This window comes from Rhizobium sp. P1_E6, from assembly GCF_056405875.1.
Genome location: NZ_JBFUBG010000036.1, coordinates 22,727 through 47,138 on the forward strand (window position 1 = coordinate 22,727; position 24,412 = coordinate 47,138).

Below are 24,412 nucleotides of genomic sequence, written 5' to 3' on the forward strand. Positions count from 1 at the left end.
GGTCGTTAAAGCGTGCAGGAAACGCAGCCCTGCACCTCGGTGCCGGACAACGCCATCTGGCGAAGGCGAACATAGTAGATCGTCTTGATGCCCTTCTTCCAGGCATCGATCTGGGCGCGGTTGATATCGCGCGTGGTTGCCGTATCCCGGAAGAACAGCGTCAGCGACAGGCCCTGATCGACATGCTGGGTCGCCGCCGCATAGGTGTCGATGATCTTCTCAGGGCCGATCTCGTAGGCATCCTGATAGTAATCGAGATTGTCGTTGGTCATGAACGGCGCCGGATAATAGACGCGGCCGATCTTGCCTTCCTTGCGGATCTCGATCTTCGAGACGATCGGATGGATCGAAGAGGTCGAGTGGTTGATGTAGGAGATCGAGCCCGTCGGCGGCACCGCCTGCAGGTTCTGGTTATAGAGGCCGGAGGCCATTACGGCCTTCTTCAGCTCAAGCCAGTCTTCCTGCGTCGGGATATGGATGCCGGCGTCATCAAACAGCGCCTGCACCCTCTCGGTAGCCGGCTTCCATTCCCGGTCGGTATATTTGTCGAAATAGTCGCCGGAGGCATATTTCGAATTCTCGAAGCCCTTGAAGCTCGCACCACGCTCGACCGCAAGGCGGTTGGAGGCGCGGATCGCGTGATAGGTCACCGTGTAGAAATAGATATTGGTGAAATCGACGCCCTCTTCCGAACCGTAATGGATGCGCTCGCGGGCGAGATATCCATGCAGGTTCATCTGTCCCAGGCCGATCGCGTGGCTGTCATCATTGCCCTTCTCGATCGACGGCACCGAGGAGATATGACTCATGTCAGAAACGGCTGTCAGCGCCCGGATCGAGGTCTCGATCGTCTTGCCGAAATCGGACGAATCCATCGCCATGGCGATATTCAACGAGCCGAGATTGCAGGAGATATCCTTGCCCATCACCTTATAGGAAAGGTCGTCGTTGAATTCACTCGCTTCGCTGACCTGCAGGATTTCCGAGCAGAGATTGCTCATGCTGATGCGGCCGGCGATCGGGTTTGCCCGGTTCACCGTGTCTTCGAACATGATGTAGGGATAGCCGCTCTCGAATTGGATCTCCGCAATCACCTGGAAGAATTCGCGCGCCTTGATCTTCTTCTTGGTGATACGGGCATCCGCCACCATCTCGCGGTACTTTTCCGTCACCGATATCTCGGTAAAGGGCACGCCATAGACCCGCTCCACGTCATAGGGCGAGAAGAGGTACATATCCTCATTGTTCTTGGCGAGCTCGAAGGTGATGTCGGGCACGACGACGCCGAGCGACAGCGTCTTGATGCGGATCTTTTCGTCGGCATTTTCGCGCTTGGTATCGAGGAAGCGCATGATGTCGGGATGGTGGGCGTTGAGATAGACGGCACCCGCACCCTGCCGAGCACCGAGCTGGTTGGCATAGGAAAAGCTGTCTTCCAGCAGCTTCATGACCGGGATGATACCGGAAGACTGGTTTTCGATCTGCTTGATCGGCGCGCCGGACTCGCGAATATTGGTCAGCGAAAGCGCTACCCCGCCGCCGCGCTTGGAAAGCTGCAGCGCCGAATTGATGGAGCGGCCGATTGATTCCATATTGTCTTCGACGCGCAGCAGGAAGCAGGAGACGAGCTCGCCGCGCTGCTTCTTGCCGGCGTTGAGGAAGGTCGGCGTTGCCGGCTGGAAACGGCCGGTAATGATCTCCTCGACTAGATCGCGGGCGAGCTGCTCATCGCCTCGGGCAAGCGCCAGTGCCACCATGCAGATACGATCTTCGTAGCGCTCGAGATAGCGCTTTCCGTCGAATGTCTTCAGCGTATAGCTGGTGTAGTATTTGAAGGCGCCGAGGAAAGTCGGGAAACGGAACTTCTTGGCATAGGCTTCGTCGAAGAGGTCGCGGACGAAATTGAAGGAATACTGATCGAGCACTTCCTGCTCGTAATAACCTTCCGTGACCAGATAATCGAGTTTCTCCCGGAGATTATGGAAGAACACCGTGTTCTGGTTCACGTGCTGCAGGAAATACTGCTTGGCCGCCATGCGATCCTTGTCGAGCTGGATCTTGCCCAGCTCGTCATAGAGGTTCAGCATTGCGTTCAGCGCGTGATAATCCAGCACGTCCGCTGCCTTTAGCGGTTTTGCGCCCGCATCCCGCGTCAGATTTGTCCCCGTGTCCAAAATCGTCCCATCCCGTCTTTGACATTGGCGACATCCTCGGCAGTCCCCAGAAGCTCGAACCGGTAGAGGTACGGCACCTGGCACTTCTGCGAGATCACGTCGCCGGCAAGCCCGTAGGTCTCGCCGAAATTGCTGTTGCCCGCAGCAATGACGCCACGGATGTTGGAGCGGTTTTCCGCATCGTTGAGGAAACGGATCACCTGCTTGGGCACGGCCCCCTTTACGACCCCTGGGCCGCCATCCCCGCAATAGGTGGGCGAGATCAGCACATAGGGTTCGCGGATGTGGATGTCTTCAGCGCCTACGGGAATGCGCGCCGCGCGCAGTCCCAGCTTCTCGACGAAACGATGGGTATTTTCGGACCGGCTGGAATAATAGACGATCAGGCCCACCGTTCTTCTCCGATCAGGAGAGCGCGCTGATCATATCAGGGCGGAAGCCCGCCCAATGGTTCTCACCGGCAACGACGACCGGAACCTGCATGTAGCCCATGCCGCGCACGCGATCGAGCGCGTCGGCATCTTCGGAAATGTCGATGATTTCATAGTCTACGCCCAGACGGTCGAGGGCGCGGTAGGTCGCGGTGCACTGAACGCAGGCAGGCTTGCTGTAAACGGTAACGCTCATCATGTTCCTCGTGATGTCAATGGATTCCGGACGCAGAACTAGGGTCGGGCGCCTTACGGCGTCCGGGGCAACGCTTGAGAATGATCTGACAAAGTTGGCGCTCTACACGCCTGGCATTATCCCTCGCAGGATGTGCATCGGCGGCGGTTTTGATGCTCTCAACATGACTTCAACCCCGAAGTGCTCATGCGGACGTTCGGGGCAGCGCAACAGGTGCGGATTTGATCCGCCTGACATGCACACAACCTTCCGGACACCCCGCCCGTGGACGTTTCTCGTTCAAGGCAGGTCTCCTGGCTCGCGGGTCGAAGCACCCTGCCCGCAGCCTTCCCAAAGCATCATGCCTCAGTGACCTGAAATCGGACAGTTGCTCGCCGCTTACAGTTGCGGGGGCAGCTCCGGCCTTGTTTCGCCTTCATGGCAAAACGCACCGTATTCCCGTCTTAGCCCTCAATCCTGACGAATCGAAGGAACCTTGAACACTAGATATAGTACTCGAATCGAAGTTGACGTCAACGGATGGTTTGTGCGTCGCGTTACGGCATGTTTGAAATTGCTACATTCCTGTGAAAAACATGGATAACGGCTGGTTAACAGCAGCAGGCTGTGGAGAAGGCCGCCGAGGCGAGAGCCGACCTATAGCCGGCTCTCCAGGAATCGAACAGGCGCTCAGACGTGAGTCATCACTGCGGCACCACGTAACAGCCGGGCGGCGGCCACCATGTTGACGAGCGCCGGGCGCACTTCTTCCCACTTACGGGTCTTCAATCCGCAATCGGGATTGATCCAGAGCTGTCCATCCGTCAGACGCTCGCGCGCCAGCGTCAGAAGCTCGGCCATTTCCTCGACATCGGGAACGCGCGGCGAATGGATGTCATAAACGCCGGGACCGATCTCGTTCGGATATTTATAGCTGCGGAAGGCTTCCAGCAGTTCCATCTTCGAGCGTGAGGTCTCGATGGAAATCACGTCGGCATCCATGGCCGCAATGGCGTCGATAATCTGATTGAACTCCGAGTAGCACATATGCGTGTGGATCTGGGTTTCGTCGGAAACACCGGATGAGCACAGGCGGAAGCTTTCCACCGCCCAGTCGAGATAGGTCTTCCAGTCCACTTTGCGCAACGGCAGACCTTCGCGAAGGGCCGCCTCGTCGATCTGGATCATCGCCGCACCCGCCTGTTCGAGATCAAACACCTCGTCGCGGATCGCCAGCGCGATCTGCCGGCTGACATCGGCGCGGGAGAGATCGTCGCGAACGAAGGACCAGTTGAGGATCGTCACCGGCCCCGTCAGCATGCCCTTCACCGGCTTCTCCGTCAGCGACTGCGCATAGCGCCACCATTCGACCGTCATCGGTACGGGACGGGAAACGTCGCCGAAGATGATCGGTGGACGGACATAACGGGAACCATAGCTCTGCACCCAGGCATGCTGCGTGAAGGCGAAGCCGGAAAGCTGCTCGCCGAAATACTGCACCATGTCGTTGCGCTCGAATTCGCCATGGACGAGCACATCGAGGCCGATTTCCTCCTGCCAGCGGATCGCCGCTTCGGTCTCCTTCTTCAGGAAGGCATCATAATCCGCCTCGCTGATCGCCCCCTTTGTGAAAGCAGAGCGAGATTTGCGCACATCAGCCGTCTGCGGAAAGGAGCCAATCGTCGTCGTCGGGAAAAGCGGCAGCCGAAGCTTTCGATCCTGCAGGCCGGTGCGCTCCGCAAAGTCACTGCTGCGTGTCTTCATCGCCTCGTCGATTGCGGCAACCCGCTGCCTGACCTTCATGTCATGCACGCGCACTGATGCAGCACGCAAGCCAACGGCTCGCGACGCGGCCGCGATCACCTCTGAAGCCGTGCCGGGGTCGCCTAACGCTACAAGTTCGTCCAGCTTCTGGGTCGCGAAAGCGAGCCATGACCTCAGCTCGTCGTCCAGTCCGGTTTCCAACTCCAGATCGATCGGCACATGTAGCAGGGAGCATGACGGCGCGATCTGCAGCCGGTCAGCACCGAAATGCTGGATCAGCGGCTCGATCCTTTTCAGGATCGCAGCCAGATCCGCCTTCCAGATATTGCGCCCGTCGATGACGCCAAGCGACAGCGTCAGGTCGCCGGGCGCATCGAGAAGGGCTTCGATCTGCCGCGGAGCACGAACGAGATCGACATGCAGGCCCGCGACCGGAAGCGCAAGCACCGTCGGCAGGTTGTCACCTATGTCGCCGAAATAAGTGGCAAGCATGATCTTCAGGTTCGGCACCAGCTCATGCAGCGCGCGATAGGCATGTTTCAGCGCCGCCTGCTCTTCTCCCGTTAGATCCAGCACCAGGCACGGTTCGTCGATCTGCACCCAGTCGGCACCGGCAGCACTCAGCTCCGCCAGCACCCTCGCATAGACCGGCAACAGGCGCTCCAGCAGGCTGATCGGCGCAAAACCGTCATCGGTTCCCTTGGCGAGTTTCAGGAAGGTGACCGGACCGAGGATGACCGGCCGGGTGTGTATGCCAAGGGTCTTGGCTTCGATGAAGGCATCGAGCGGCTTGTTTGCCGTCAGCGCAAAGGACTGATCGGGACCGAGTTCCGGCACCATGTAGTGATAGTTCGTGTCGAACCACTTCGTCATTTCCAGCGCCGGCACGCCATGTCCGTGATGGTGCTGATGGCCGCAATCGGCATGCGCCGCATCGCCGGTCGAGCCGCGCGCCATGGCGAAATAGGTATCGAGCGCAACAGGGCCGCCCTTCCAGCCATAGGTCGAAGGAATGGCGCCGACCATGACGGCCGTGTCGAGCACATGGTCGTAAAGCGAGAAATCGTTCGAGGGAATGACGTCGATCCCCTTCTCTTTCTGCAAGGCCCAGTTTTCGGCCCGCAACCGCTTCGCAACATCGAGAAGCGCGMCGCCATCGGATTTTCCGGCCCAATAGTTTTCCAGTGCGAATTTGAGTTCGCGATGCTTTCCGATCCTGGGAAAGCCGAGATTGGCAGTCTTGATGGTCATTTCCTTACCCCGAAGGTTATGGGCAAGGCTGAGGCGCAACGCATCGACGAGATGCGGACACAGGAGTGCCGTCTCGCGCAAAGCGGCACACCGGGACACCCCGCCCGTGGACGTTATCTATCGCGGCAGGTCTCCTGGCTTGCGGGTCATCGACACCATCCAGTCTTCCCAGGCGTCTTCCCAGTGACGTCGAAGGACGGTGTCTATCCGCTTACAGTTGCGGGGGCAGCTTCGGTCTTGGCGATCGCCGCACCGAATTCCCTCTTAGCTTGGGATTGTCTGATCCCAAGAACCAACGATGCGGCAAGCATGCACCCACCGCATCGCAACGTCAAGATCACATAAAGAAATCTTTATATCTTTATACGAAGAAGGCGAAGCGCATTCATCGTCACCAGCACGGTCGCGCCGGTATCGGCGAGGATCGCCGGCCACAGGCCGGTAATACCGACGATGGTGGTGACAAGGAACACCGCTTTCAGCCCCAGCGCGATGGTGATGTTCTGGAAGATATTACGCATCGTCCGCTTCGAAAGGTCAATCATGCGCGCAACGTCGCCGACACGTCCGTGCAGCACGGCCGCATCCGCGGTTTCCAGCGCCACATCGGTGCCGCCGCCCATGGCGATGCCGACATCGGCAGCGGCAAGCGCCGGCGCATCGTTGATGCCGTCACCGACCTTGGCGACGAACAGCCCTTCCTTCTTCAATTCGCCGACGATCCGCTGCTTGTCCTGCGGCAGCAACTCGCCGCGCCAGTCGATGCCGAGATCACCAGCAACGGCAGCGGCCGTGCGCTTGTTGTCGCCGGTCAGCATAATGGCACGCACGCCTGCCGCCTTCAGCGTCGCAAGGCCGCTCTTTGCGTCCTCACGCGGCTCGTCGCGCATGGCGATGAGGCCGGCAGCGACTCCATCGATCAGCAGCACCGAAACACTTTTGCCCGCGCCGTTCAGGACGGCGACCTGCTCATCCTGCTCCGCACTCAGAGCACCACGCTCTCGCGCAGCCGGTGGCGACAGGAGATCGAGCGTCTCGCCGCCCACCTTACCCGTCACACCCTTGCCCGGCAGCGCCTCAAGTTCGAAAGCCGGCGGCATCGGCACACCATCGGCCTTCGCCCGGTTGAGGATCGCCAGCGCCAGCGGATGGCTGGAGCCCTGCTCCAGTACCGCGGCGCGTGACAGCACCTGCGCCTCGGGACGTCCATAGGCAATGATATCGGTCACCTGCGGCTTACCCGCGGTGAGCGTACCCGTCTTGTCGAAGGCAACGGCCGTCACCTTGCCAAGCGACTCCAGAACCGCTCCGCCCTTCATCAGCAACCCGCGACGCGCACCCGCCGAAAGCGAGGCCGCAATCGCCGCCGGCGTCGAAATGACCAGCGCGCAGGGGCAGCCGATCAGCAGGATCGCAAGACCCTTGTAGATCCACTCGCCCCACGCCGCACCCATCAGAAGCGGCGGCAAGGCCGCGACAAGCGCCGCCACGACAACAACGCCCGGTGTATAATAACGCGAGAAGCGGTCGATGAAGCGTTCTGTCGGCGCCTTGGATTCCTGGGCTTCTTCCACAAGCTTGACGACACGGGCAATCGTATTGTCCTCAGCAGCGGCCGTTACACGAATGCGCAGCGCGGCATCGCCATTGACCGTACCGGCGAAGACAGTCTCGCCCGTTCCCTTGCGCACCGGCGTGCTTTCGCCGGTCACCGGCGCTTCGTCGATAGCGCTTTCACCAGACAGGATCGTACCGTCGGCGGAAATCCGATCGCCCGGCCGTACGAGAATGACGGAGCCCACAGCGAGTGTTTCCGCCGGCACTTCCTTCACCTCGCCACCCGTTTCAAGCAGCGCAATCTTCGGCACCAGTGTTGTCAGCGACTGGATGCTGGCGCGCGCCTTGCCGGCCGCAACGCCTTCCAGCAGCTCACCGACAAGGAACAGGAAGACCACCGTCGCCGCTTCTTCGCCGGCATTGATGATGACTGCGCCGACGGCGGCGATTGTCATCAGCATTTCAATCGAAAAGGGAATGCCGGCAAGCGCCGCCATGATGGCGCGCTTGGCGATCGGAACCAGCCCGACCAGCATGGCAATGATGAAGGCATAGGAAGCAATCGATGGCACCAGATGGCCCACCACATAGGCTGCCACCAGTGCCACGCCGGAAAAGATCGTCAGCCGACCCTTCTTGCTCTGCCACCACGGACCCGTCATCGGTCCATGATCATGGCCATGCAGCCCTTCGACTTCCTCCGCGCCATGCGAATGCCCGTGATCGGAATGGTCATGACCAGCATGATCATGATCGCGATCATGGCCTTCATGGGAATGGTCATGATGCTCATGCTTATGCGCATGGTCATGATCGTGATCATGATGTGCGTGATCATGACTACCCTTCGGTTCCTGAACGGGCGCCTTGCCCTTGAGCGGAGCAACGGAATAACCGAGGCCGGTTACCTTCTTCTCGATCGCCTTCAGGTCGCTGCTTCCGTCATGACGCACGGTCATCGTACCTGCCGTCACCGAGACGGCGACATCTTCGACCCCGTCCATGCGCCTGACGGCCGTGTCGATTTTCGTCGCGCAAGCGGCGCAATCCATGCCGCCAACCCGGTACCGTGCCTGTGCTGCTTCACTCATGATCTAAATCCTTGCTTGTAGGCAGCTTCCTTCCTACATCCTCTAGCGACTAGAGGTGCAAGAGGAAATCATGAAAAAGATCACCATCGGCGAGGCGGCACGCCAAAGCGGCGTCAAGGTGCCGACGATCCGCTATTATGAGGGCATCGGCCTGTTATCGGCACCTAGCCGCAGCGAGGGCAACCAGCGTTCCTACGAGCCAGCCGATCTCAACCGCCTCGCCTTCATCCGTCACGCCCGTGAACTCGGCTTCGAGATCGATGCGATCCGCACGCTGCTGCACCTGCAGGACGACCCGGACCAGTCCTGTGCCTCCGCCGATGCCATCGCCAAGGCGCGCCTTATCGAAGTCGAACAGCGCATCCGCAGTCTGAACGCCCTGAAGGCCGAACTGGAACAAATGGTCGAAGGCTGCGGCCATGGCCGCGTCGACCAGTGCCGGGTCATCGAGGTGCTCGCCGACCACGGCAAGTGTGCCCATCCTCATCACTGAGACTTGCGCCAGATCACCTGCCGCGCCAAGAAGGCGTAATGGAACAGAAGACTATCGCGATCATCGGTGGAGGCCCTACCGGCCTTTCGGCTGCCGAAGTGCTGTCCGAAAGCGGCCATGCCGTTTTCATCTATGATGCCATGCCGACCTTCGCCCGCAAGTTCCTGCTCGCCGGCAAGTCGGGTCTCAACATCACCCACTCCGAAGACTACGACCAGTTCGCCTCCCGCTTCGGCGGTGCCAATTCTCGGCTGCGCGCCGCCCTCGATGCCTTCACGCCAACAGATATCCGCGCCTGGGCGGCAGGCCTCGGCACGGAAACCTTTATAGGCTCCTCGGGCAGAGTCTTCCCTAATGTCATGAAGGCTTCCCCTTTACTACGCGCCTGGCTCGCCCGGCTGGAAGCCCGTGACGTGACCTTTTTTACCCGCCATCGCTGGATCGGCTTTGCCGAGGGTGGACATGCATTCGAAACCCCCGACGGCCGCAAGACCGTTTCCTGCGACGCCACGATGCTCGCGCTCGGCGGCGCCAGCTATCCCCGCCTTGGCTCTGACGCCGGCTGGGTATCGCTGCTTTCCGAACGCGGCACGACAATCGCGCCATTTCAGCCTGCCAATTGCGGCTTCGATGTCGCCTGGAGTGATCTCTTCCGTGACCGCTTCGCCGGAGAGCCGTTGAAATCGGTCATTGCGACATCGCGCGCCGGCACATTTCCCGGCGAATTCGTTATCAGCCGGCACGGCATCGAGGGCAGCCTCATCTATGCACACGCGGCCGCTCTGCGTGATGACCTGCTGCAGCATGGCGAGGCAAGGCTGGCAATCGACCTTTCCCCCGGCCGCACGCTGGAACGCCTATCTCGCGATCTCGTCCGGCAGGACGCCAAGTCGAGCTTTTCGAACCGTCTGCGCAAGGGCGCCGGCATCGATGGCGTGAAGGCAGCACTCTTGCGCGAACTGATGTCGCAGACGGATCGCAACGATCCGAACAAGCTCGCTGCCGCCATCAAGTCCTTGCCGATCCCCCTGTTACGCCCTCGCCCCATCGCCGAAGCCATATCCTCCGCCGGCGGCATCGCCTTCAGCCAAATCAACGAGACCTACATGCTGAAGCATCTCCCCGGCACTTTTGCAGCGGGAGAGATGCTGGATTGGGAGGCGCCGACAGGCGGCTATCTGCTGACAGCCTGTTTCGCTACGGGCCGAGCCGCAGCGAAAGGCATCGACGACTGGCTCAGCCGAAAGTGAAGGCAAAAGCCTGCACGCCGGGATCGAGGAAATGGATCTCGAACGTATGGTCGCCGACCGGCCCCGCCTCGCGCACCAGCTGATAGAGCCGCTGTCCCGTCACCGTACCGTTGCCGTCAGTATCCGTATCGACGCCGTGACCGTCGCCCGGCGCCTTGCCATCCACCGTCACCTGGAAGCGCACCGGCTTGCCATCCGCACCAGGTCCGAGAACCAGGTGCAGATCGCGGGCATGAAAGCGATAGTAGATGCTGCCGCCGGGAGTATTGAGCGTTGCCTGCTCGGACCCAACGGTCCAGTTGCGGGTCAGACCCCATTCGTTGAGCTTCGGCGTCGTGGCAACATAGTCATGGGCTGCATCGTTGACAGTGCCCTTGTCATCGACGAAATTTTGCGAGCGCTGATAGCCGACATAAGTTTCCGGTGACTGCACGTCGGCCGTATCCGAAGCTGCTTCGGCCCCCGTGGCCTTCACATTGACGATGTCGCTTGACACACCGGTCTTCCCGGCTTCGGCCAGCAATTGCTGGATCACCCGCTCGGACTGGTCATAGTCGCCTTCGCCAAAATGGTGATGCCGGATCTCACCCTTCGCATCGATAAAATAATGCGCCGGCCAGTATTCATTGTCGAAGGCACGCCAGATCGCATAATTGTTGTCGACTGCGACCGGATAGGTGATGCCGAGATCGGAAATCGCCTTCTTCACATTGTCGACGTTCTTCTCGAAGGCGAATTCCGGCGAATGCACGCCGATGACGACGAGGCCCTGATCCTTGTATTTCTCGGCCCAGGCTTTGACATAAGGGATGGCGCGCAGGCAGTTGATGCAGGAATAGGTCCAGAAGTCGACGAGCACGACCTTGCCCCTCAGCTGCTCAGCTGTCAGGGGCCCGGAATTCAGCCATTGCACAGCGCCGTCGAGCGGCGGCATCTGGCCTTCGACCGGCAGCTGCTCGGCAACACCCTTCGGCTTCATCGCCATCATCATCGAGTTGCCGCTCATCGTGGCGGGGTTCATCTGATTGTTGGAAGTCATCGCCATCGAGCCGCCCCCATCCGTGAGCGTGACAACGGATTCCATGGCGCCGCCGGCATTGTCAGCCGTTTGCTGTTGCGGATGGAACCGGTCGACCAGTCCCTGTTCCAGAACATTGGTGCTGGCAAGCGAGGCCTGCGTCAGGAAGCCGGTATCGAGGCCGAGCGCGATTGCCCCGACGGCGGCGAGAACCGCCACGCCGACACCTCGCCGCAGCCACTCGCCGACGCCCAGAGATCGCTTCATCGCCTGATAGACCTTGCCGCCGATGAGAAGCGCAAGCGCAAGCGATGTTGCGGCACCAAGCGCATAGGCAAGCAGCAGCAGCGTCGTGCCGACATTTGCACCCTGCAGCGCAGCACCTGTCAGGATGAGACCCAGAACCGGCCCGGCACAGGGAGCCCACAGCAGTCCGGTCGCAACGCCAAGCAGCAGTGAGGCGGCGATGGCCGAGCCACCACCGCGGCTGCTCTGATCGGCCGACTGCGACAGGCGCGCGCCGAGCGAAACGAGCGGCCGCGTCAGATAGTCTGACAGCGCCGGAAAAAGCAGGATGATGCCAAAGATCGCAAGCAGCACGATGGCGGCATAGCGGCCATATTCATTGGCCTGCACCGCCCATCCGCCGCCGACGGCCGCCAATGTCGCGACGCCGGCGAATGTCGCCGCCATGCCGATAAGCATTGGCAGCGTGCTGCGCATGAACGGCTGCCCCGCACGCGCAAAAACAAAGGGCAGTACCGGAAGGATGCAGGGGCTGACGATCGTCAGCACCCCACCGAGATAGGCAAGGACGAAGAGAAGCATCGGAATAATCCGTCAATCAGGCAGAAGCTGGGTGGAATGTCATGGCCACGCCGTTCATGCAGTAGCGCAGGCCGGTCGGTTTCGGTCCATCGTTGAAGACGTGGCCGAGATGCCCGCCGCAGCGGCCGCAATGGACGGCATCGCGCACCATGCCGAAGGAGGTATCGTGCGTCGTACCGACGACCTTACCATCAAGCGGCGCCCAGAAGCTCGGCCAGCCTGTTCCGCTGTCGAATTTCGTGGCCGAGGAAAACGCCTCCTGATCGCAGCCCGCGCAGGCAAAATTGCCCTTGCGCTCTTCGTGCAGCAGCGGGCTGGTGAAAGGATATTCCGTTCCCTCCTGCCGCAGCACCGAATATTGATCCGCCGTCAGGAGCTTGAGCCATTCATCGTCGGTATGGGTCACGGTGAAGGTCTCCTCCGCCATGGCGTGGCTGCCAAAGCCGAAGCGCAGGGCGAAGGCGCCAAGTCCGGCAGTGGTCAGCAGAAATCGTCTGTTCAGCATCGCGTCGCTCTCCTATGTCTACAGCATCTGCGACAGGCACTTTCATTCAGTAGACAACGATCGGCCGGATTTATTCCCGGCATTCAGATCTTTTTAGTCCACACAGGAAACTACGGAGCCATGCGTGTTTTGTTACGCAGGGACCGGCCGAAACACGCAAACGTGAAACGGTAGCTGCCGGCTGGATCGTTATATCCTTTGAAATACGATGCTGTTCCACAAATGCGGGCCGGGCAAGCGGAAGGCCGGTCATATTGTCGCGATCACGATGCCGAGGTGGGCCGGCGCAACTGTCTCAGAAATGCGACACCCGCCATCAGGCAAATTCCATTCACGCAATCCGCCGTCACGTCGGTCTGATTGCAAAGCGGCCGCATTTACATCAGAATATGCGCAAGTTCCGTGGGAGGAGCCTCAATGCATGAACAATCCGCGCATGCGGAACATGTCTATACGAGCGCCCAGCAGAATTCCGCTGCGGCCAGCTCTCCGATCGTGGCTTCCTGGCGCCGCTGCATGACGATGTACCAGCTGGCGCCCGAGGACAAGCGTGCGCCCTTACGCCTCACGGAGCAGGAGTTCCGGCTGGCGCGGGAGCAATCCGAACAATTGATCGCTGACGCCCGTGATGAACTCGACCGCCTCTTTGCGACGGTCGGAAGAGCCGGCTGCTGCCTGCTTCTGACCGACCGCAACGGCATTGCGTTGGAGCGCCGTGGAGCGGTCGGCAATGACAAGGAATTCCACGATCTCGGTCTCTGGACCGGCTCCGTCTGGACCGAAGCCAGCATCGGCACAAACGGCATCGGCACGGCCCTTGCCGACGACCGCTCCGTCGCCGTCTTCCGCGACCAGCATTTCTATTGCTCCAATATCAAGCTCAGTTGCACCACGGCACCCATCCGCGATCATCGCGGCCTGCTGACCGCAGCGCTCGACATCTCCACCTGCCGCGACGACGTCAACGAAATGACGCTCTCCATTCTCTCGCAGGCGGTACGCGATGCTGCGATGCGCATCGAGCTCAACCTGTTCCGCTCCGCCTTTGCGGGCGCCCGCTTCGTGATGGTTCCAGCCGGCCCCAATTCCGCCAATGCGCTGCTTGCCGTGGACCGGCACGATCTCGTTCTCGGCGCCACCCGCGCTGCCCGCCTCGCCCTCAAGCTCGATGATTTGCGCATCGCCGCCGGCCTGCCGGCTTCCGATGCGCTGCATGAAGGCCGTGTTTCGCAGGAAGAGGAAATGGCAGAAGCCGAAAAGGCAGCCCTCTTGCGGGCGCTGTCGCGCACCCACGGCAATGTCTCCCAGGCCGCCGCAGCGCTCGGTATCAGCCGCGCCACGCTGCACCGGAAGATGAAAAAGCTCGACCTCCACTGAGATTGACCGAAAGGTTCAATCACGTTTTCGTGGTGCTGTCGGAACCTGTCGCAACTCTGCGACACTGTGCACTGCGGTATTGGCAAGCCGCCCTGTTCCGTCAGGCGAAAGCAACACAGATTTCCTCCCACTGGTTCGATCCGGAACCCGTTCATCAAGGGAGGATGACATGCTTCATCAAAAAATCGTCGAGTCGCCGTTCAAACTGAAATACGGCAACTATATCGGTGGCGAGTGGCGTGAGCCGATAGGCGGCAGATACTTCGACAACGTCACGCCCGTCACCGGCGGCAAGCTCTGCGAAATCCCGCGCTCCGATGAAAAGGACATCAATGCCGCGCTCGATGCCGCCCACGCCGCAAAGGAAAAGTGGGGCCGCACCTCCACCACCGAGCGCTCCAACATTCTCATGAAGATCGCCCAGCGCATGGAAGACAAGCTGGAGCTCCTGGCCCAGGCCGAAACCTGGGACAACGGCAAGCCGATCCGCGAAACCATGGCAGCCGACATTCCGCTCGCCATCGACCACTTCCGCTATTTTGCTTCCTGCATCCGCGCACAGGAAGGCACGATCGGCGAAATCGATCATGACACTGTCGCCTATCACTTCCATGAGCCGCTCGGCGTCGTCGGCCAGATCATTCCCTGGAATTTCCCGATCCTGATGGCAACCTGGAAGCTGGCCCCGGCTCTCGCCGCCGGCAACTGCGTCGTCATCAAGCCGGCCGAACAGACGCCCGCTTCGCTCCTGCTCTGGGCAGAACTCGTCGGTGATCTGCTGCCCCCCGGCGTGCTCAACATCGTCAATGGCTTTGGCCTCGAAGCCGGCAAGCCGCTCGCTTCCAGCCCGCGCATCGCAAAGATCGCCTTCACCGGCGAGACGACGACAGGTCGCCTCATCATGCAATATGCCAGCCAGAACCTCATTCCGGTCACGCTGGAACTCGGCGGCAAGTCACCCAACATCTTCTTTGCCGATGTGGCAGCCGAGGATGACGACTTCCTCGACAAGGCTCTCGAAGGTTTCGCCATGTTTGCGCTGAACCAGGGCGAAGTCTGCACCTGCCCGAGCCGCGCTCTCATCCAGGAGTCGATCTATGATCGCTTCATGGAAAAGGCCGTCAAACGCGTCGAGGCCATCACCCAGGGCAACCCGCTCGATCCGGCAACGATGATCGGCGCCCAGGCCTCCACCGAGCAAATGGAAAAAATCCTCGCCTACCTCGATATCGGCAAGCAGGAGGGCGCTCAGGTCCTTACCGGTGGCTCTCGCAACGATCTCGGCGGCGAATTGTCCGAGGGCTATTACATCAAGCCAACCATCTTCAAGGGCCACAACAAGATGCGTGTGTTCCAGGAGGAAATCTTCGGCCCGGTCGTCTCGGTCACCACCTTCAAGGATGAGAAGGAAGCGCTCGAGATCGCCAATGACACGCTCTATGGCCTCGGCGCCGGTGTCTGGACCCGCGACGGCAACCGCGCCTATCGCTTCGGCCGGGAAATCCAGGCCGGCCGCGTCTGGACCAATTGCTACCACGCCTATCCGGCCCATGCCGCCTTCGGCGGTTACAAGCAGTCCGGCATCGGCCGTGAAACGCACAAGATGATGCTCGACCACTACCAGCAGACCAAGAACATGCTGGTCAGTTACAGCCCGAAGAAGCTCGGCTTCTTCTGAGAAGCGGTTGATCGTGCTATTATCGCGCCTCCTCCCTTCACGGGGAGGAGGCATTGTCTTGGAGGAGGCAATCATGGAACAGACAATCAATGGCGAACCGCGTGTCCTCGCAACCGATGCGGCGCTCGATCTCATCAAGGAAATCCAGCGCGACTACCCGGAAATCCTCTTCCACCAGTCCGGCGGCTGCTGCGACGGTTCCTCGCCCATGTGTTACCCGACAGACGATTTCATTGTCGGCGATCTGGACGTGAAGCTCGGTGAGATCGGCGGCGTGCCTGTTTATATCAGCGCCAGCCAGTTCGAAGCCTGGAAGCATACGCAGCTCATCATCGACGTCGTGCCCGGCCGCGGTGGCATGTTTTCGCTCGATAACGGCCGCGAGAAACGCTTTCTCACCCGCTCCCGCATCTTCGGCGGCGGCGAGGCCTGCGCCATTCCCGATGTCAGGGCCCGCGAGACGACCTGACCGAAATCCGGCGTAGTATTCCCTTAATACCCGCGTCCGCGATCCTTTGTTAAAGTCCATCTGTTGGTTTTTACGGGAGGAAGACATGCCAGCGAGCAAGATCCTGATGATCACAGGCGATTTCACGGAAGATTACGAAACCATGGTGCCGTTTCAGACGCTGCTTGCCTGCGGCTATACGGTCCACGCCGTCTGCCCCGGCAAGACTGCCGGCCAGACGGTCGCCACCGCCATCCATGATTTCGAGGGCGACCAGACCTATTCGGAAAAGCGCGGTCATAACTTCGCGTTGAATGCCACCTTCGAAAGCGTGCGCGCCGAAGATTACGATGCCCTCGTCATTCCGGGCGGCCGTGCGCCGGAATATCTCCGCCTCAACCCCGAGGTCATCAAGGCTGTCAGGCATTTCTTCGATGCCAACAAGCCCGTCGCCGCAATCTGCCACGGTGCCCAGCTTCTGGCGGCTGCCGGTGTCCTCAAAGGTCGCACCTGCTCGGCCTATCCCGCCTGCCGCACGGAAGTCGAGCTTGCCGGCGGCACCTATGCCGACATCGCCATCACCGATGCGGTTTCCGACGGCAATCTCGTCACCGCACCGGCCTGGCCGGCCCATCCTTCGTGGCTGCGTCAGTTCATGACGGTGCTCGATGCGGTAACGACCCTGGAGACCAACGCCGCCTAAAGCATGTCGCGCAAAAGTGCGCAGCGGTTTTGCGATAGCGACATGCAAAATCGAAACCTAAAGCGTGGCAAGCGAATCCGAAGGATCGCGACACGCTTTAGATGGACCGGCGGGAGGAACGAGATGTGTGAACTGTTCATCAAGGCCGATGCCCTGCTCTGGGAAAGCACCACCCGGTCGCTGCGGATCGACGGCATGGTCACCAGCGTGCGGCTGGAGAATTTCTTCTGGTCGAAGCTGGAAGAAATCGCCCGCCGCGACGGCATGAACGTGGTCCAGCTCATTACTCGGCTGCACCACGAGTCGATCGACGCCGGCCATGATCTCGGCAACTTCACCTCGTTCCTCCGCGTCTGCTGTGCCCGCTATCTGGACCTCCAGCTTGCCGGCGACATCCCTGCAGACCTCTCTAGACCGATCGCTGGCCTCGACGCGCCACAAATTCTGGGGCGGGAGAAGCGGAAGTATCATTGAATTCGCCGGAAACGTGAGGCGATGATTTTTAGATAGCCGGAATGCCCCTCCGCGTGAGACAATCACTCTCGACCCCCGCCAAACCGCACCGCTCGGTTTGCCCGGGCGGGCGAAGGCGGAGAGGAAAATGGCAGCGATCGTGGTCGTGATGCTACGGTATTCCGTGGCCGGCAGTAGTTCCGATGACTGACAGCGCCGCATTTCGCACTACCAGCATGGCGGGTGCCATACGTGAGGAATGGTTCCTCGGCGTCAGCGTCGCGACCGGCCTGGTTTTCTTCGTCTTCTCCGGGCCAATCTTCGCGCGGCTTTCCGAGCCCCTCTGGTTTACCGTCATTTTTCTTTGGCTTTTTGCCGTTGTGCTGGGCTCCGCCATGTCGGTCGTTCGTCATGCCGATCATCTGGCCGAGCAGCTTCGGGAGCCCTACGGGACCCTCATCCTGACCCTCGCCATCACCTCGATCGAAGTGATGGCGATCTCAGCTGTCATGCTTCATGGGGAAAATAATCCGACGCTCGCACGCGACACACTGTTTGCCGTGGTGATGATCATCCTGAACGGCATGGTAGGATTGTCGCTGCTGTCAGGCGCATGGCGCAGAGAGGATCAGCAGCACAATCTGCACGGTGCCAATACCTATCTTGGCGTCATCGTGCCGCTGGCGACCCTCAGCCTCGTCATGCCGACTTTTCTGACCGGTCCGGATGGTCCCCACCCATCGACCCCGCGGCAGATGTTTCTCGGCATCGTCTCGATCGGCCTCTACAGTATATTTCTGCTCCTCCAGGCCGGCCGTCATCAGCGCTACTTCGCCGATGATGACCATCATGAGCACCATATAGTCGGCATACGGCACCATCGATCCGTGTGGCATCATGCTGTCCTGCTCCTCGTTTACATGGGGCCGGTTGTTTTCCTGGTCGAACAACTCGCCCGGCCGATCGACTACGTGATCGAAACCCTGCACGCACCGGCAGCACTCGGAGGTGTGGTCATGGCGGTGCTTGTCGCGACACCAGAGGCGATCAGTGCCGTGCGCGCCTCGATCGCGAACCACCTGCAGCGGGCCATCAACATCTTCCTCGGCTCGGTCCTGTCGACGATCGGCCTCACCGTGCCGGCCATGCTGGCAATAAGCCACCTTTACGGGCACCCGGTCACGCTAGGGCTTCAGGGTCCCGATCTTGTCATGTTCGTGCTGACGCTCGCTGTCAGCATCATCACCTTTTCAAGTGGCCGCACCAATCTCATGCAGGGCGCAGTTCACCTGATGCTGTTCGTGGCTTACGTGCTGCTCATTACTCAGCAGTGAGCACAAAATCTGCGAACTAAGCCGTTACCGGGATTACGCGGCCACCAATCATTTAGGCACAGCTAAATTGCGTGCCGGGAACTATTGCAATTCCGAACAATCCCGCGACATAGTATCACATGCCTGATATCTGGCGACTTATGGGGGTCGCCGCCAAGGCACGCATGAGACCGGGGCACACAGATCGTCGGGGCAGCAGCAATGCATGAGGGATTGCATCGGGGCCTGCAAATTTTCGTATCACTCATCGGCATGGGAGCACTCGCTGCCTGCGATGGCAGCAGCAATACGTATGTTCCGCCGCCGCCGCCCGCCGTCCGCGTTGCGCAGCCAGTCCAGCAGCCGATCACCCTCTATTTCGAACTGACGGGCAATACTGCGGCGCTGAATTCGGTTGATATCGAAGCGCGCGTCCAGGGCTACCTTCAATCGATCGACTATCAGGACGGTACGACGGTGACGAAGGGCACCAAGCTCTTCGGCATCGAGCGCGATACCTACCAGGCGCAGCTCGATCAGGCGAAAGCATCGCTCGCCTCGCAACAGGCGTCCCAGGTCGGGGCCAAGCAGGAATATGACCGACAGCTCAACCTTCTGAAGCAGCAGGTCACCACGCAAACCGCCGTCGACAGCGCCAAGGCCACGCTCGACGAAGCAAACGCTTCCATCCTCAATGCCCAGGCCAATCTCGAGCTTGCGACAATCAATCTCGGCTATACCGAAGTGCTTGCGCCCTTCGACGGCACTGTGACCAATCACCTCGTCGATATCGGCACGCTCGTCGGCGTCTCGGGTCCGACCAAGCTTGCCAGCATCGTTCAGACAGACCCGATCTATGCCTATTTCAACGTCAGCGAAACACAGGTGCTGATGATCAAGGATATGCTGAGAAAGCAGGGACGCACGTTCAAGCAGACGGATCTACCCAGCATCCCTGCCGAGCTCGGCTTGCAATCCGAGGAAGGGTATCCCCACAAAGGGCATCTCGATTACGTCTCGCCCCAGCTCGATGCGTCCACCGGCACGCTTCAGGTGCGGGCTTTGTTCGACAATAAGGACAAAGTCATGCTCCCCGGCCTCTTCGTTCGCGTTCGCGTGCCCGTCGAGCAGAACAATAAAGCACTGCTCGTGCGCGACGACGCGATCGCCACCAACCAGCTCGGCAGCTACCTGCTCGTCCTCGGCAAGGAGGATATGATCGAGCAGAAACAGGTCAAGACGGGCCAGCGCGAAGGCGCCCTCCGCGTCATCGAGTCCGGTATTCAGCCAGCTGACTGGGTTGTGATCCAGGGCATCCAGCAGGCCATCCCCGGCAGCAAGGTTGCGCCTGAGAAAATCGATATGAACGCACAGCCGGCGGAAGCCAGCACCGATGCAAAGGCCATGACGACGCAGTAAATCCGCCACCACGCTTCATCTGAACGTCCAAGGACAACAGCATGATCTCGCGCTTCTTCATCGAACGGCCGGTGCTCGCCAATGTTCTGGCATTGGTCTTTGTTCTCATCGGCGCGGTGGCTCTCTTCCAACTGCCGGTGGCGCAATATCCGAATGTCGTTCCGCCGACCGTGCAGGTCACGACGCGGTTTCCGGGCGCCAGCGCCAAGACGCTTGTCGACACGGTCGCGCTGCCGATCGAGCAGCAGGTCAACGGCGTCCAGGATATGCTCTATATGCAGTCCACGAGCGCAAGTGACGGGACCTATTCGCTGACGGTCACCTTCGCCATCGGCACCGATCCCGACCAGGCGCAGGTCCTTGTGCAGAACCGTGTCGCCATCGCCATGTCGTCGCTGCCGCAATCGGTGCAGGTCCAGGGCGTCACCACTCAGAAGAAATCGACGTCAATCCTCGGCTTCGTCACCCTGACGTCGTCCGAAACCCTATATGACAGCCTCTACCTCTCAAACTATGCCGTCATCAACCTGCAGAATGAACTTGCCCGTCTGCCGGGAGTCGGCAACGTCACGGTTTTCGGCGCAGGCCAATATGCCATGCGCATCTGGATGGATCCGAACTTGCTGCAGGCGCGTGGCCTGACGCCGCAGGATGTCGTCAACGTCGTGCAGCAGCAGAGCCAGGAGGTCACGGCCGGTCAGCTCGGCATTCCTCCAGTCCCTCAGGGGCAGACCTTTCAGTACACGCTCAACGTCAACGGCCGCCTGAATGACGCTGTCGACTATGAGAATATCATCGTCAAGGTGGATGGCGCAGATGGCGGCCGGGTGACGCGGATTCGCGATATCGGCCGGGTCGAGCTCGGCGCCCAGACTTATAGCCAGTCCTTCATGCAGAATGGCCGCCCGGCCGCCGGCATTGGTATCTTCCAGTTGCCCGAGGCAAACGCCATTGCGGTCGCGCAGGCGGTCAGAACGAAAATGGAGGAATTGTCGAAGAGCTTCCCGCAAGGGCTCCAATATCAGATGCCCTTTGATACGACGAAGTTCGTCAATGCCTCGATCGACGAAGTCTATGTGACGCTGATCGAGGCCGGCGTTCTCGTTCTCATCGTCATCCTTCTGTTCCTGCAGGACTGGCGGGCGATGCTCGTACCGGCAACGACGGTTCCCGTCACCATCATCGGCGCTTTTGCCGCGATGGCGGCGATGGGCTTCACGGTCAATCTGTCCACGCTGTTTGCGATCGTTCTTGCCATCGGCATCGTCGTCGATGACGCGATCGTCATTGTCGAAGGGGTCGCCCGACACATCGAGGCCGGCATGTCCGGCCGCAAGGCAGCCGAGAAGGCAATGGATGAGCTGCTGGGCCCGGTCATCGGCATTACCCTGGTATTGATGGCCGTGTTTATTCCGGCTGCTTTCCTGCCGGGGCTTACGGGTCAACTCTACCGGCAGTTCGCGCTCGTCATTGCCGCTACGGCACTGATCAGCGCCATCAACGCCGTGACGCTGAAACCGACGCAATGCGCCCTTTGGCTGCGCACGCCTGTACCTCCCGAGAAAAGAAACTTCATCTATCGTGGCTTCAACAGGGGCTACGATTGGGGCGAACGCGGCTATGTCAGGCTGATCGGCGCCATGACGCGCCACGCCGCCATCATGGTCCTTCTGGCGCTAGCACTGATGGGAGGCGCCATCTGGGGGCTGACCCGCATACCGACCGCGTTTCTGCCGATCGAAGATCAAGGCTATGTGCTGATCGGTGCCCAACTGCCCGATGGCGCATCCAAGGAACGGACCGACGCCGTCATCGCCGAGGTCGGCAAGATCGCTCAACAGACGCCTGGCGTCGATCAGGTCCTGACAATCAGCGGCGTATCGGTTCTGGATAACAATGCCAGCCTCCAGAATGCCGGCGTTGCCTATGTCGTGCTGAAGGACTGGGACGAGAGACTGAAGGTGAAGGGACAGGATCTCCTGTCGATCTACGAACATCTGAATGGCGCCCTGGAGAGTGTCCTGGTTGCCAAGACCCTGGTCATCGTACCGCCTCCGATCCAGGGCGTCGGCAATGCCAGCGGCTTCACGATGCAGGTGGAGCTCAAGAACGGTATTTCTGATTACGCTCTGCTGCAGTCGCTGGCCGATACGATCGTGAAAAACGGTGAAGCCCAATCATCGCTGCAAAGACTCAGTACGCCGTTCCGTTCCAACGTGCCGCAACTTGAGGTCTCCGTGGACCGAATCAAGGCGGAGACGCTGGGTATCACGGTCGGCCAGGTCTTCTCCGCTTTGTCAGGCTATGTCGGATCGAGCTATGTCACCCAGTTCAACAAGTTTGGCCGCACCTTCCAGGTCTATGCCCAGGCATCCTCCGAATTCCGCGTCAGCCAGGACGATATCCGCAATCTGAAGGTCAAAGCCGGCGATGGCACCATGGTGCCGCTCGGAACCGTCGTCGATATCAAGGCCATGCAAGGCCCATCGTTGATCAGCCTCTACAATCTGTACCCGACCGCAACGATCGTTGGCGGGCCTGCTGCCGGCTTCAGCTCGGGTCAGGCGCTCGACGTCATGCAACAGGTCGCCGACAGCACTTTGCCGCCCGGCACCGGCTATGAATGGACGGCACTCTCCTACCAGGAGAAAATTGTCGGCGGGCAGATCTACTACATCTTCGCGCTTGCCATGCTGCTYGTCTATTTCGTGCTTGCGGGACAGTATGAAAGCTGGATCCTGCCCTTTGCGGTGCTGCTCGCCGTGCCGCTTGCCCTGCTCGGCACCGTCGGGGCGTTAACGGCAGCGGGCGTCGCCAACAACCTCTACACCCAGATCGGCCTGATCCTGCTGATCGCGCTCGCATCGAAGAATGCCATTCTGATCGTCGAATATGCGCGGGAAAAGCGGGCGGAAGGCATGGAGATAATGGATGCGGCAGTCGAAGCGGCGCGCTTGCGTTTCCGCCCGATCCTCATGACATCCTTCGCCTTCATCCTCGGCGTTTTGCCGCTCGTTCTGGCGACGGGTGCCGGCGCATCCGCCCGCAAATCGATCGGCATATCGGTCTTCAGCGGCATGATCGCATCGACCTGCCTTGCCGTGCTGTTCGTCCCGTCCTTCTACGTCGTGCTGCAGCGCCTCGAAGAGTTCAGAAGGCGCCGCAGCACCAAAGACCCGGCGGTCGTAGATGCGGAGATGAAGGTGCAATAGGATTGCATTAAGAGCCTATTGCACGATTACCTGCACATAAACGCCGCCGCTCTTGGCATAGTACAGGCCACCGCAGCGGTAATAATAGCCACCATAGTAGGGACCATAAAGGCAGCCGGGCGGCAGAACCGCGATCGTTGTTGCCGTTCGCCGGACAACCCGGCGCGTCGTCCGGCGGGCAACGCCGGCATAGGATAGCGGTGTCAAGGGACGGCCGATGACAGCCCCCGCCGGTGTGGCGAAGCCGATCGAAAACGGCAGCGGACCTTCTCCCTCTACGCGAAAATCGGCAAAAATCATCCCGCCGGCAAGGCAAAAGGCGAAAAAGAGCTTACTGAAGGTCATTTCATCTCTCCTGTAACTGCAGGCGCCGGAAGCTCATCGATCGATTGGAGTTCGCTCAGATCGACGGTCTTGGCATTGGCCGGGATCTCGATGTTGTAGGAAGTGGCGGCAACCTCTGCCCCGGTTTTGAAGTCGCTGATCTCAAGCGTGTATTGCGGCGCCTGGACGACGTGTTTGCTGGTGATCACATAGCGTCGCGGTATCGGCTGCGACCCCGTCTGTATCCAGATTTGCCAGTCGAGTTCCGGCGTGCGAAAGGTGAGATATTCGCATTCCACGCCATCGACGAAGGCGCTGGAAATGTGCTTTGACTCGGTCACATCGGACATCAATATGTCGTTGACATGAGATGACAAAAGATCGGCGCCAGGCGCTTCGACGCCTGCATCGGCAAGCCGGTCGATCAGATCATCGAGCGAACCCTTGCCGTCGATCTTCGCATAGGCATCGAGATTCTTGCCATGCACGGTCAGTACCGAACCGTCAAAGCTGACGTCGATATCGGCAAAGCCCCCGGTTCTTGTGACGCGCAGTTTGTCAGGCCGGGTGATATTGGCCGTACCCGAACTGACGAACTGTAGCTTCTCGAAATCCGGTGTCACGGCTTCGAGCGATGATTGATAGCTGAAAGATATCGTTTTCTGCGCCGCGAGGAAATCGGACATGGCCTTAAGAAGATCTTTGGCATCATCCGCCCACGCATGGGTCGGCAGGACGAGGCCGGCAGCAACGGTGGAATAGGTCAGTATTCGTTTCAATCGCGATAGATGAGAAGTCGATGACATGGCAATTGCCTTTCGCTTGTGTCGTCATTGAATTCATCGAATGCGGGGATTTCGGATCGCGCTGCAACGATCGCAGAATGGTGGTGCGGACCTGTCAGCGGAATGCCTGACGGTTCAGGCATTCCCAGCGAACCCGTATGCG

At 60.0% G+C, this 24,412-nt stretch carries 19 protein-coding genes and 2 riboswitches; of the genes, 10 read left to right on the plus strand and 9 right to left on the minus strand.

Annotated elements, in window-relative coordinates; translation table 11 throughout:
- Positions 1-5: 5 nt before the first annotated feature.
- The 5 genes from nrdE to AC1D35_RS18460 form a co-directional block, all read right to left on the minus strand.
- Positions 6-2,174: a class 1b ribonucleoside-diphosphate reductase subunit alpha gene (gene nrdE, locus AC1D35_RS18440; RefSeq protein ID WP_113308299.1), complete on the minus strand. Its 2,169-nt coding sequence runs from the start codon at positions 2,172-2,174 to the stop codon at positions 6-8.
- The gene (gene nrdI, locus AC1D35_RS18445) at positions 2,153-2,566 is read right to left on the minus strand and encodes a class Ib ribonucleoside-diphosphate reductase assembly flavoprotein NrdI (RefSeq protein WP_112544454.1); all 414 of its coding nucleotides are present in this window, start codon (positions 2,564-2,566) and stop codon (positions 2,153-2,155) included. Before nrdI ends, nrdE begins: the two co-directional genes overlap by 22 nt.
- Before the next feature lie 13 nt (positions 2,567-2,579).
- Positions 2,580-2,801: a glutaredoxin-like protein NrdH gene (gene nrdH, locus AC1D35_RS18450; protein ID WP_113296768.1), complete on the minus strand. Its 222-nt coding sequence runs from the start codon at positions 2,799-2,801 to the stop codon at positions 2,580-2,582.
- Positions 2,802-3,067: 266 nt separating this feature from the next.
- Positions 3,068-3,294, minus strand: a riboswitch (cobalamin riboswitch).
- A gap of 176 nt (positions 3,295-3,470) precedes the next feature.
- Complete coding sequence (metE, locus tag AC1D35_RS18455) at positions 3,471-5,795, minus strand: 5-methyltetrahydropteroyltriglutamate--homocysteine S-methyltransferase (RefSeq protein ID WP_477939414.1); 2,325 nt, start codon at positions 5,793-5,795, stop codon at positions 3,471-3,473.
- Positions 5,796-5,902: 107 nt separating this feature from the next.
- A riboswitch (cobalamin riboswitch) is annotated at positions 5,903-6,108 on the minus strand.
- Positions 6,109-6,148: 40 nt separating this feature from the next.
- Positions 6,149-8,443, minus strand: a complete 2,295-nt coding sequence (locus AC1D35_RS18460; RefSeq protein WP_113308300.1) for a heavy metal translocating P-type ATPase — start codon at positions 8,441-8,443, stop codon at positions 6,149-6,151.
- A 70-nt stretch (positions 8,444-8,513) separates the two neighbouring features.
- Here AC1D35_RS18460 and AC1D35_RS18465 point away from each other — a divergent pair, with 70 nt between their 5' ends.
- Both AC1D35_RS18465 and AC1D35_RS18470 read left to right on the plus strand, forming a co-directional pair.
- Positions 8,514-8,936: a MerR family transcriptional regulator gene (locus tag AC1D35_RS18465; protein WP_113296765.1), complete on the plus strand. Its 423-nt coding sequence runs from the start codon at positions 8,514-8,516 to the stop codon at positions 8,934-8,936.
- A gap of 38 nt (positions 8,937-8,974) precedes the next feature.
- Positions 8,975-10,186 carry a TIGR03862 family flavoprotein gene (locus AC1D35_RS18470; RefSeq protein WP_113308301.1) on the plus strand — a complete coding sequence of 404 codons (1,212 nt, stop codon included), beginning with the start codon at positions 8,975-8,977 and terminating at the stop codon, positions 10,184-10,186.
- On the opposite strand, the gene AC1D35_RS18475 is transcribed toward AC1D35_RS18470, so the two are convergent.
- The gene (locus AC1D35_RS18475) at positions 10,173-12,032 is read right to left on the minus strand and encodes a cytochrome c biogenesis protein DipZ (RefSeq protein WP_113308302.1); all 1,860 of its coding nucleotides are present in this window, start codon (positions 12,030-12,032) and stop codon (positions 10,173-10,175) included. The two genes, AC1D35_RS18470 and AC1D35_RS18475, sit on opposite strands and share 14 nt — an antisense overlap.
- A gap of 16 nt (positions 12,033-12,048) precedes the next feature.
- A complete protein-coding gene (gene msrB / locus AC1D35_RS18480) occupies positions 12,049-12,537 on the minus strand; it encodes a peptide-methionine (R)-S-oxide reductase MsrB (protein WP_113308303.1) in 489 nt (162 codons plus the stop codon).
- Between the two features lie 417 nt (positions 12,538-12,954).
- On the opposite strand from msrB, the gene AC1D35_RS18485 reads away from it, so the two are divergent.
- The 8 genes from AC1D35_RS18485 to AC1D35_RS18520 all read left to right on the plus strand — a co-directional run bounded on the left by AC1D35_RS18485 (position 12,955) and on the right by AC1D35_RS18520 (position 23,140).
- Positions 12,955-13,914, plus strand: coding sequence for a sigma-54-dependent Fis family transcriptional regulator (locus tag AC1D35_RS18485; RefSeq protein WP_113296761.1), 960 nt, complete (start codon positions 12,955-12,957; stop codon positions 13,912-13,914).
- Positions 13,915-14,083: 169 nt separating this feature from the next.
- Entirely contained in the window at positions 14,084-15,592 is a 1,509-nt protein-coding gene (adh, locus tag AC1D35_RS18490) for an aldehyde dehydrogenase (protein ID WP_113296760.1), read from the plus strand.
- Between the two features lie 73 nt (positions 15,593-15,665).
- The gene (locus AC1D35_RS18495) at positions 15,666-16,061 is read left to right on the plus strand and encodes a DUF779 domain-containing protein (protein WP_113308304.1); all 396 of its coding nucleotides are present in this window, start codon (positions 15,666-15,668) and stop codon (positions 16,059-16,061) included.
- 85 nt (positions 16,062-16,146) lie between these two features.
- Positions 16,147-16,743, plus strand: a complete 597-nt coding sequence (locus AC1D35_RS18500) for a DJ-1/PfpI family protein (RefSeq protein WP_113308305.1) — start codon at positions 16,147-16,149, stop codon at positions 16,741-16,743.
- A gap of 123 nt (positions 16,744-16,866) precedes the next feature.
- Positions 16,867-17,217 (plus strand): ribbon-helix-helix domain-containing protein, encoded by a 351-nt coding sequence (locus AC1D35_RS18505; RefSeq protein ID WP_113308306.1) that lies wholly within the window; start codon positions 16,867-16,869, stop codon positions 17,215-17,217.
- 182 nt (positions 17,218-17,399) lie between these two features.
- The gene (locus AC1D35_RS18510) at positions 17,400-18,530 is read left to right on the plus strand and encodes a calcium:cation antiporter (RefSeq protein WP_113308307.1); all 1,131 of its coding nucleotides are present in this window, start codon (positions 17,400-17,402) and stop codon (positions 18,528-18,530) included.
- Positions 18,531-18,731: 201 nt separating this feature from the next.
- Positions 18,732-19,928 (plus strand): efflux RND transporter periplasmic adaptor subunit, encoded by a 1,197-nt coding sequence (locus AC1D35_RS18515; protein WP_113308308.1) that lies wholly within the window; start codon positions 18,732-18,734, stop codon positions 19,926-19,928.
- Between the two features lie 41 nt (positions 19,929-19,969).
- Complete coding sequence (locus AC1D35_RS18520; RefSeq protein WP_113308309.1) at positions 19,970-23,140, plus strand: multidrug efflux RND transporter permease subunit; 3,171 nt, start codon at positions 19,970-19,972, stop codon at positions 23,138-23,140.
- Between the two features lie 15 nt (positions 23,141-23,155).
- On the opposite strand, the gene AC1D35_RS18525 is transcribed toward AC1D35_RS18520, so the two are convergent.
- Together AC1D35_RS18525 and AC1D35_RS18530 are read right to left on the minus strand one after the other, a co-directional pair.
- Positions 23,156-23,485, minus strand: coding sequence for a hypothetical protein (locus AC1D35_RS18525; RefSeq protein ID WP_113296753.1), 330 nt, complete (start codon positions 23,483-23,485; stop codon positions 23,156-23,158).
- The gene (locus AC1D35_RS18530; RefSeq protein ID WP_113308310.1) at positions 23,482-24,270 is read right to left on the minus strand and encodes a DUF2092 domain-containing protein; all 789 of its coding nucleotides are present in this window, start codon (positions 24,268-24,270) and stop codon (positions 23,482-23,484) included. The genes AC1D35_RS18525 and AC1D35_RS18530 overlap by 4 nt, the downstream gene beginning before the upstream one ends.
- Positions 24,271-24,412: the final 142 nt, after the last annotated feature.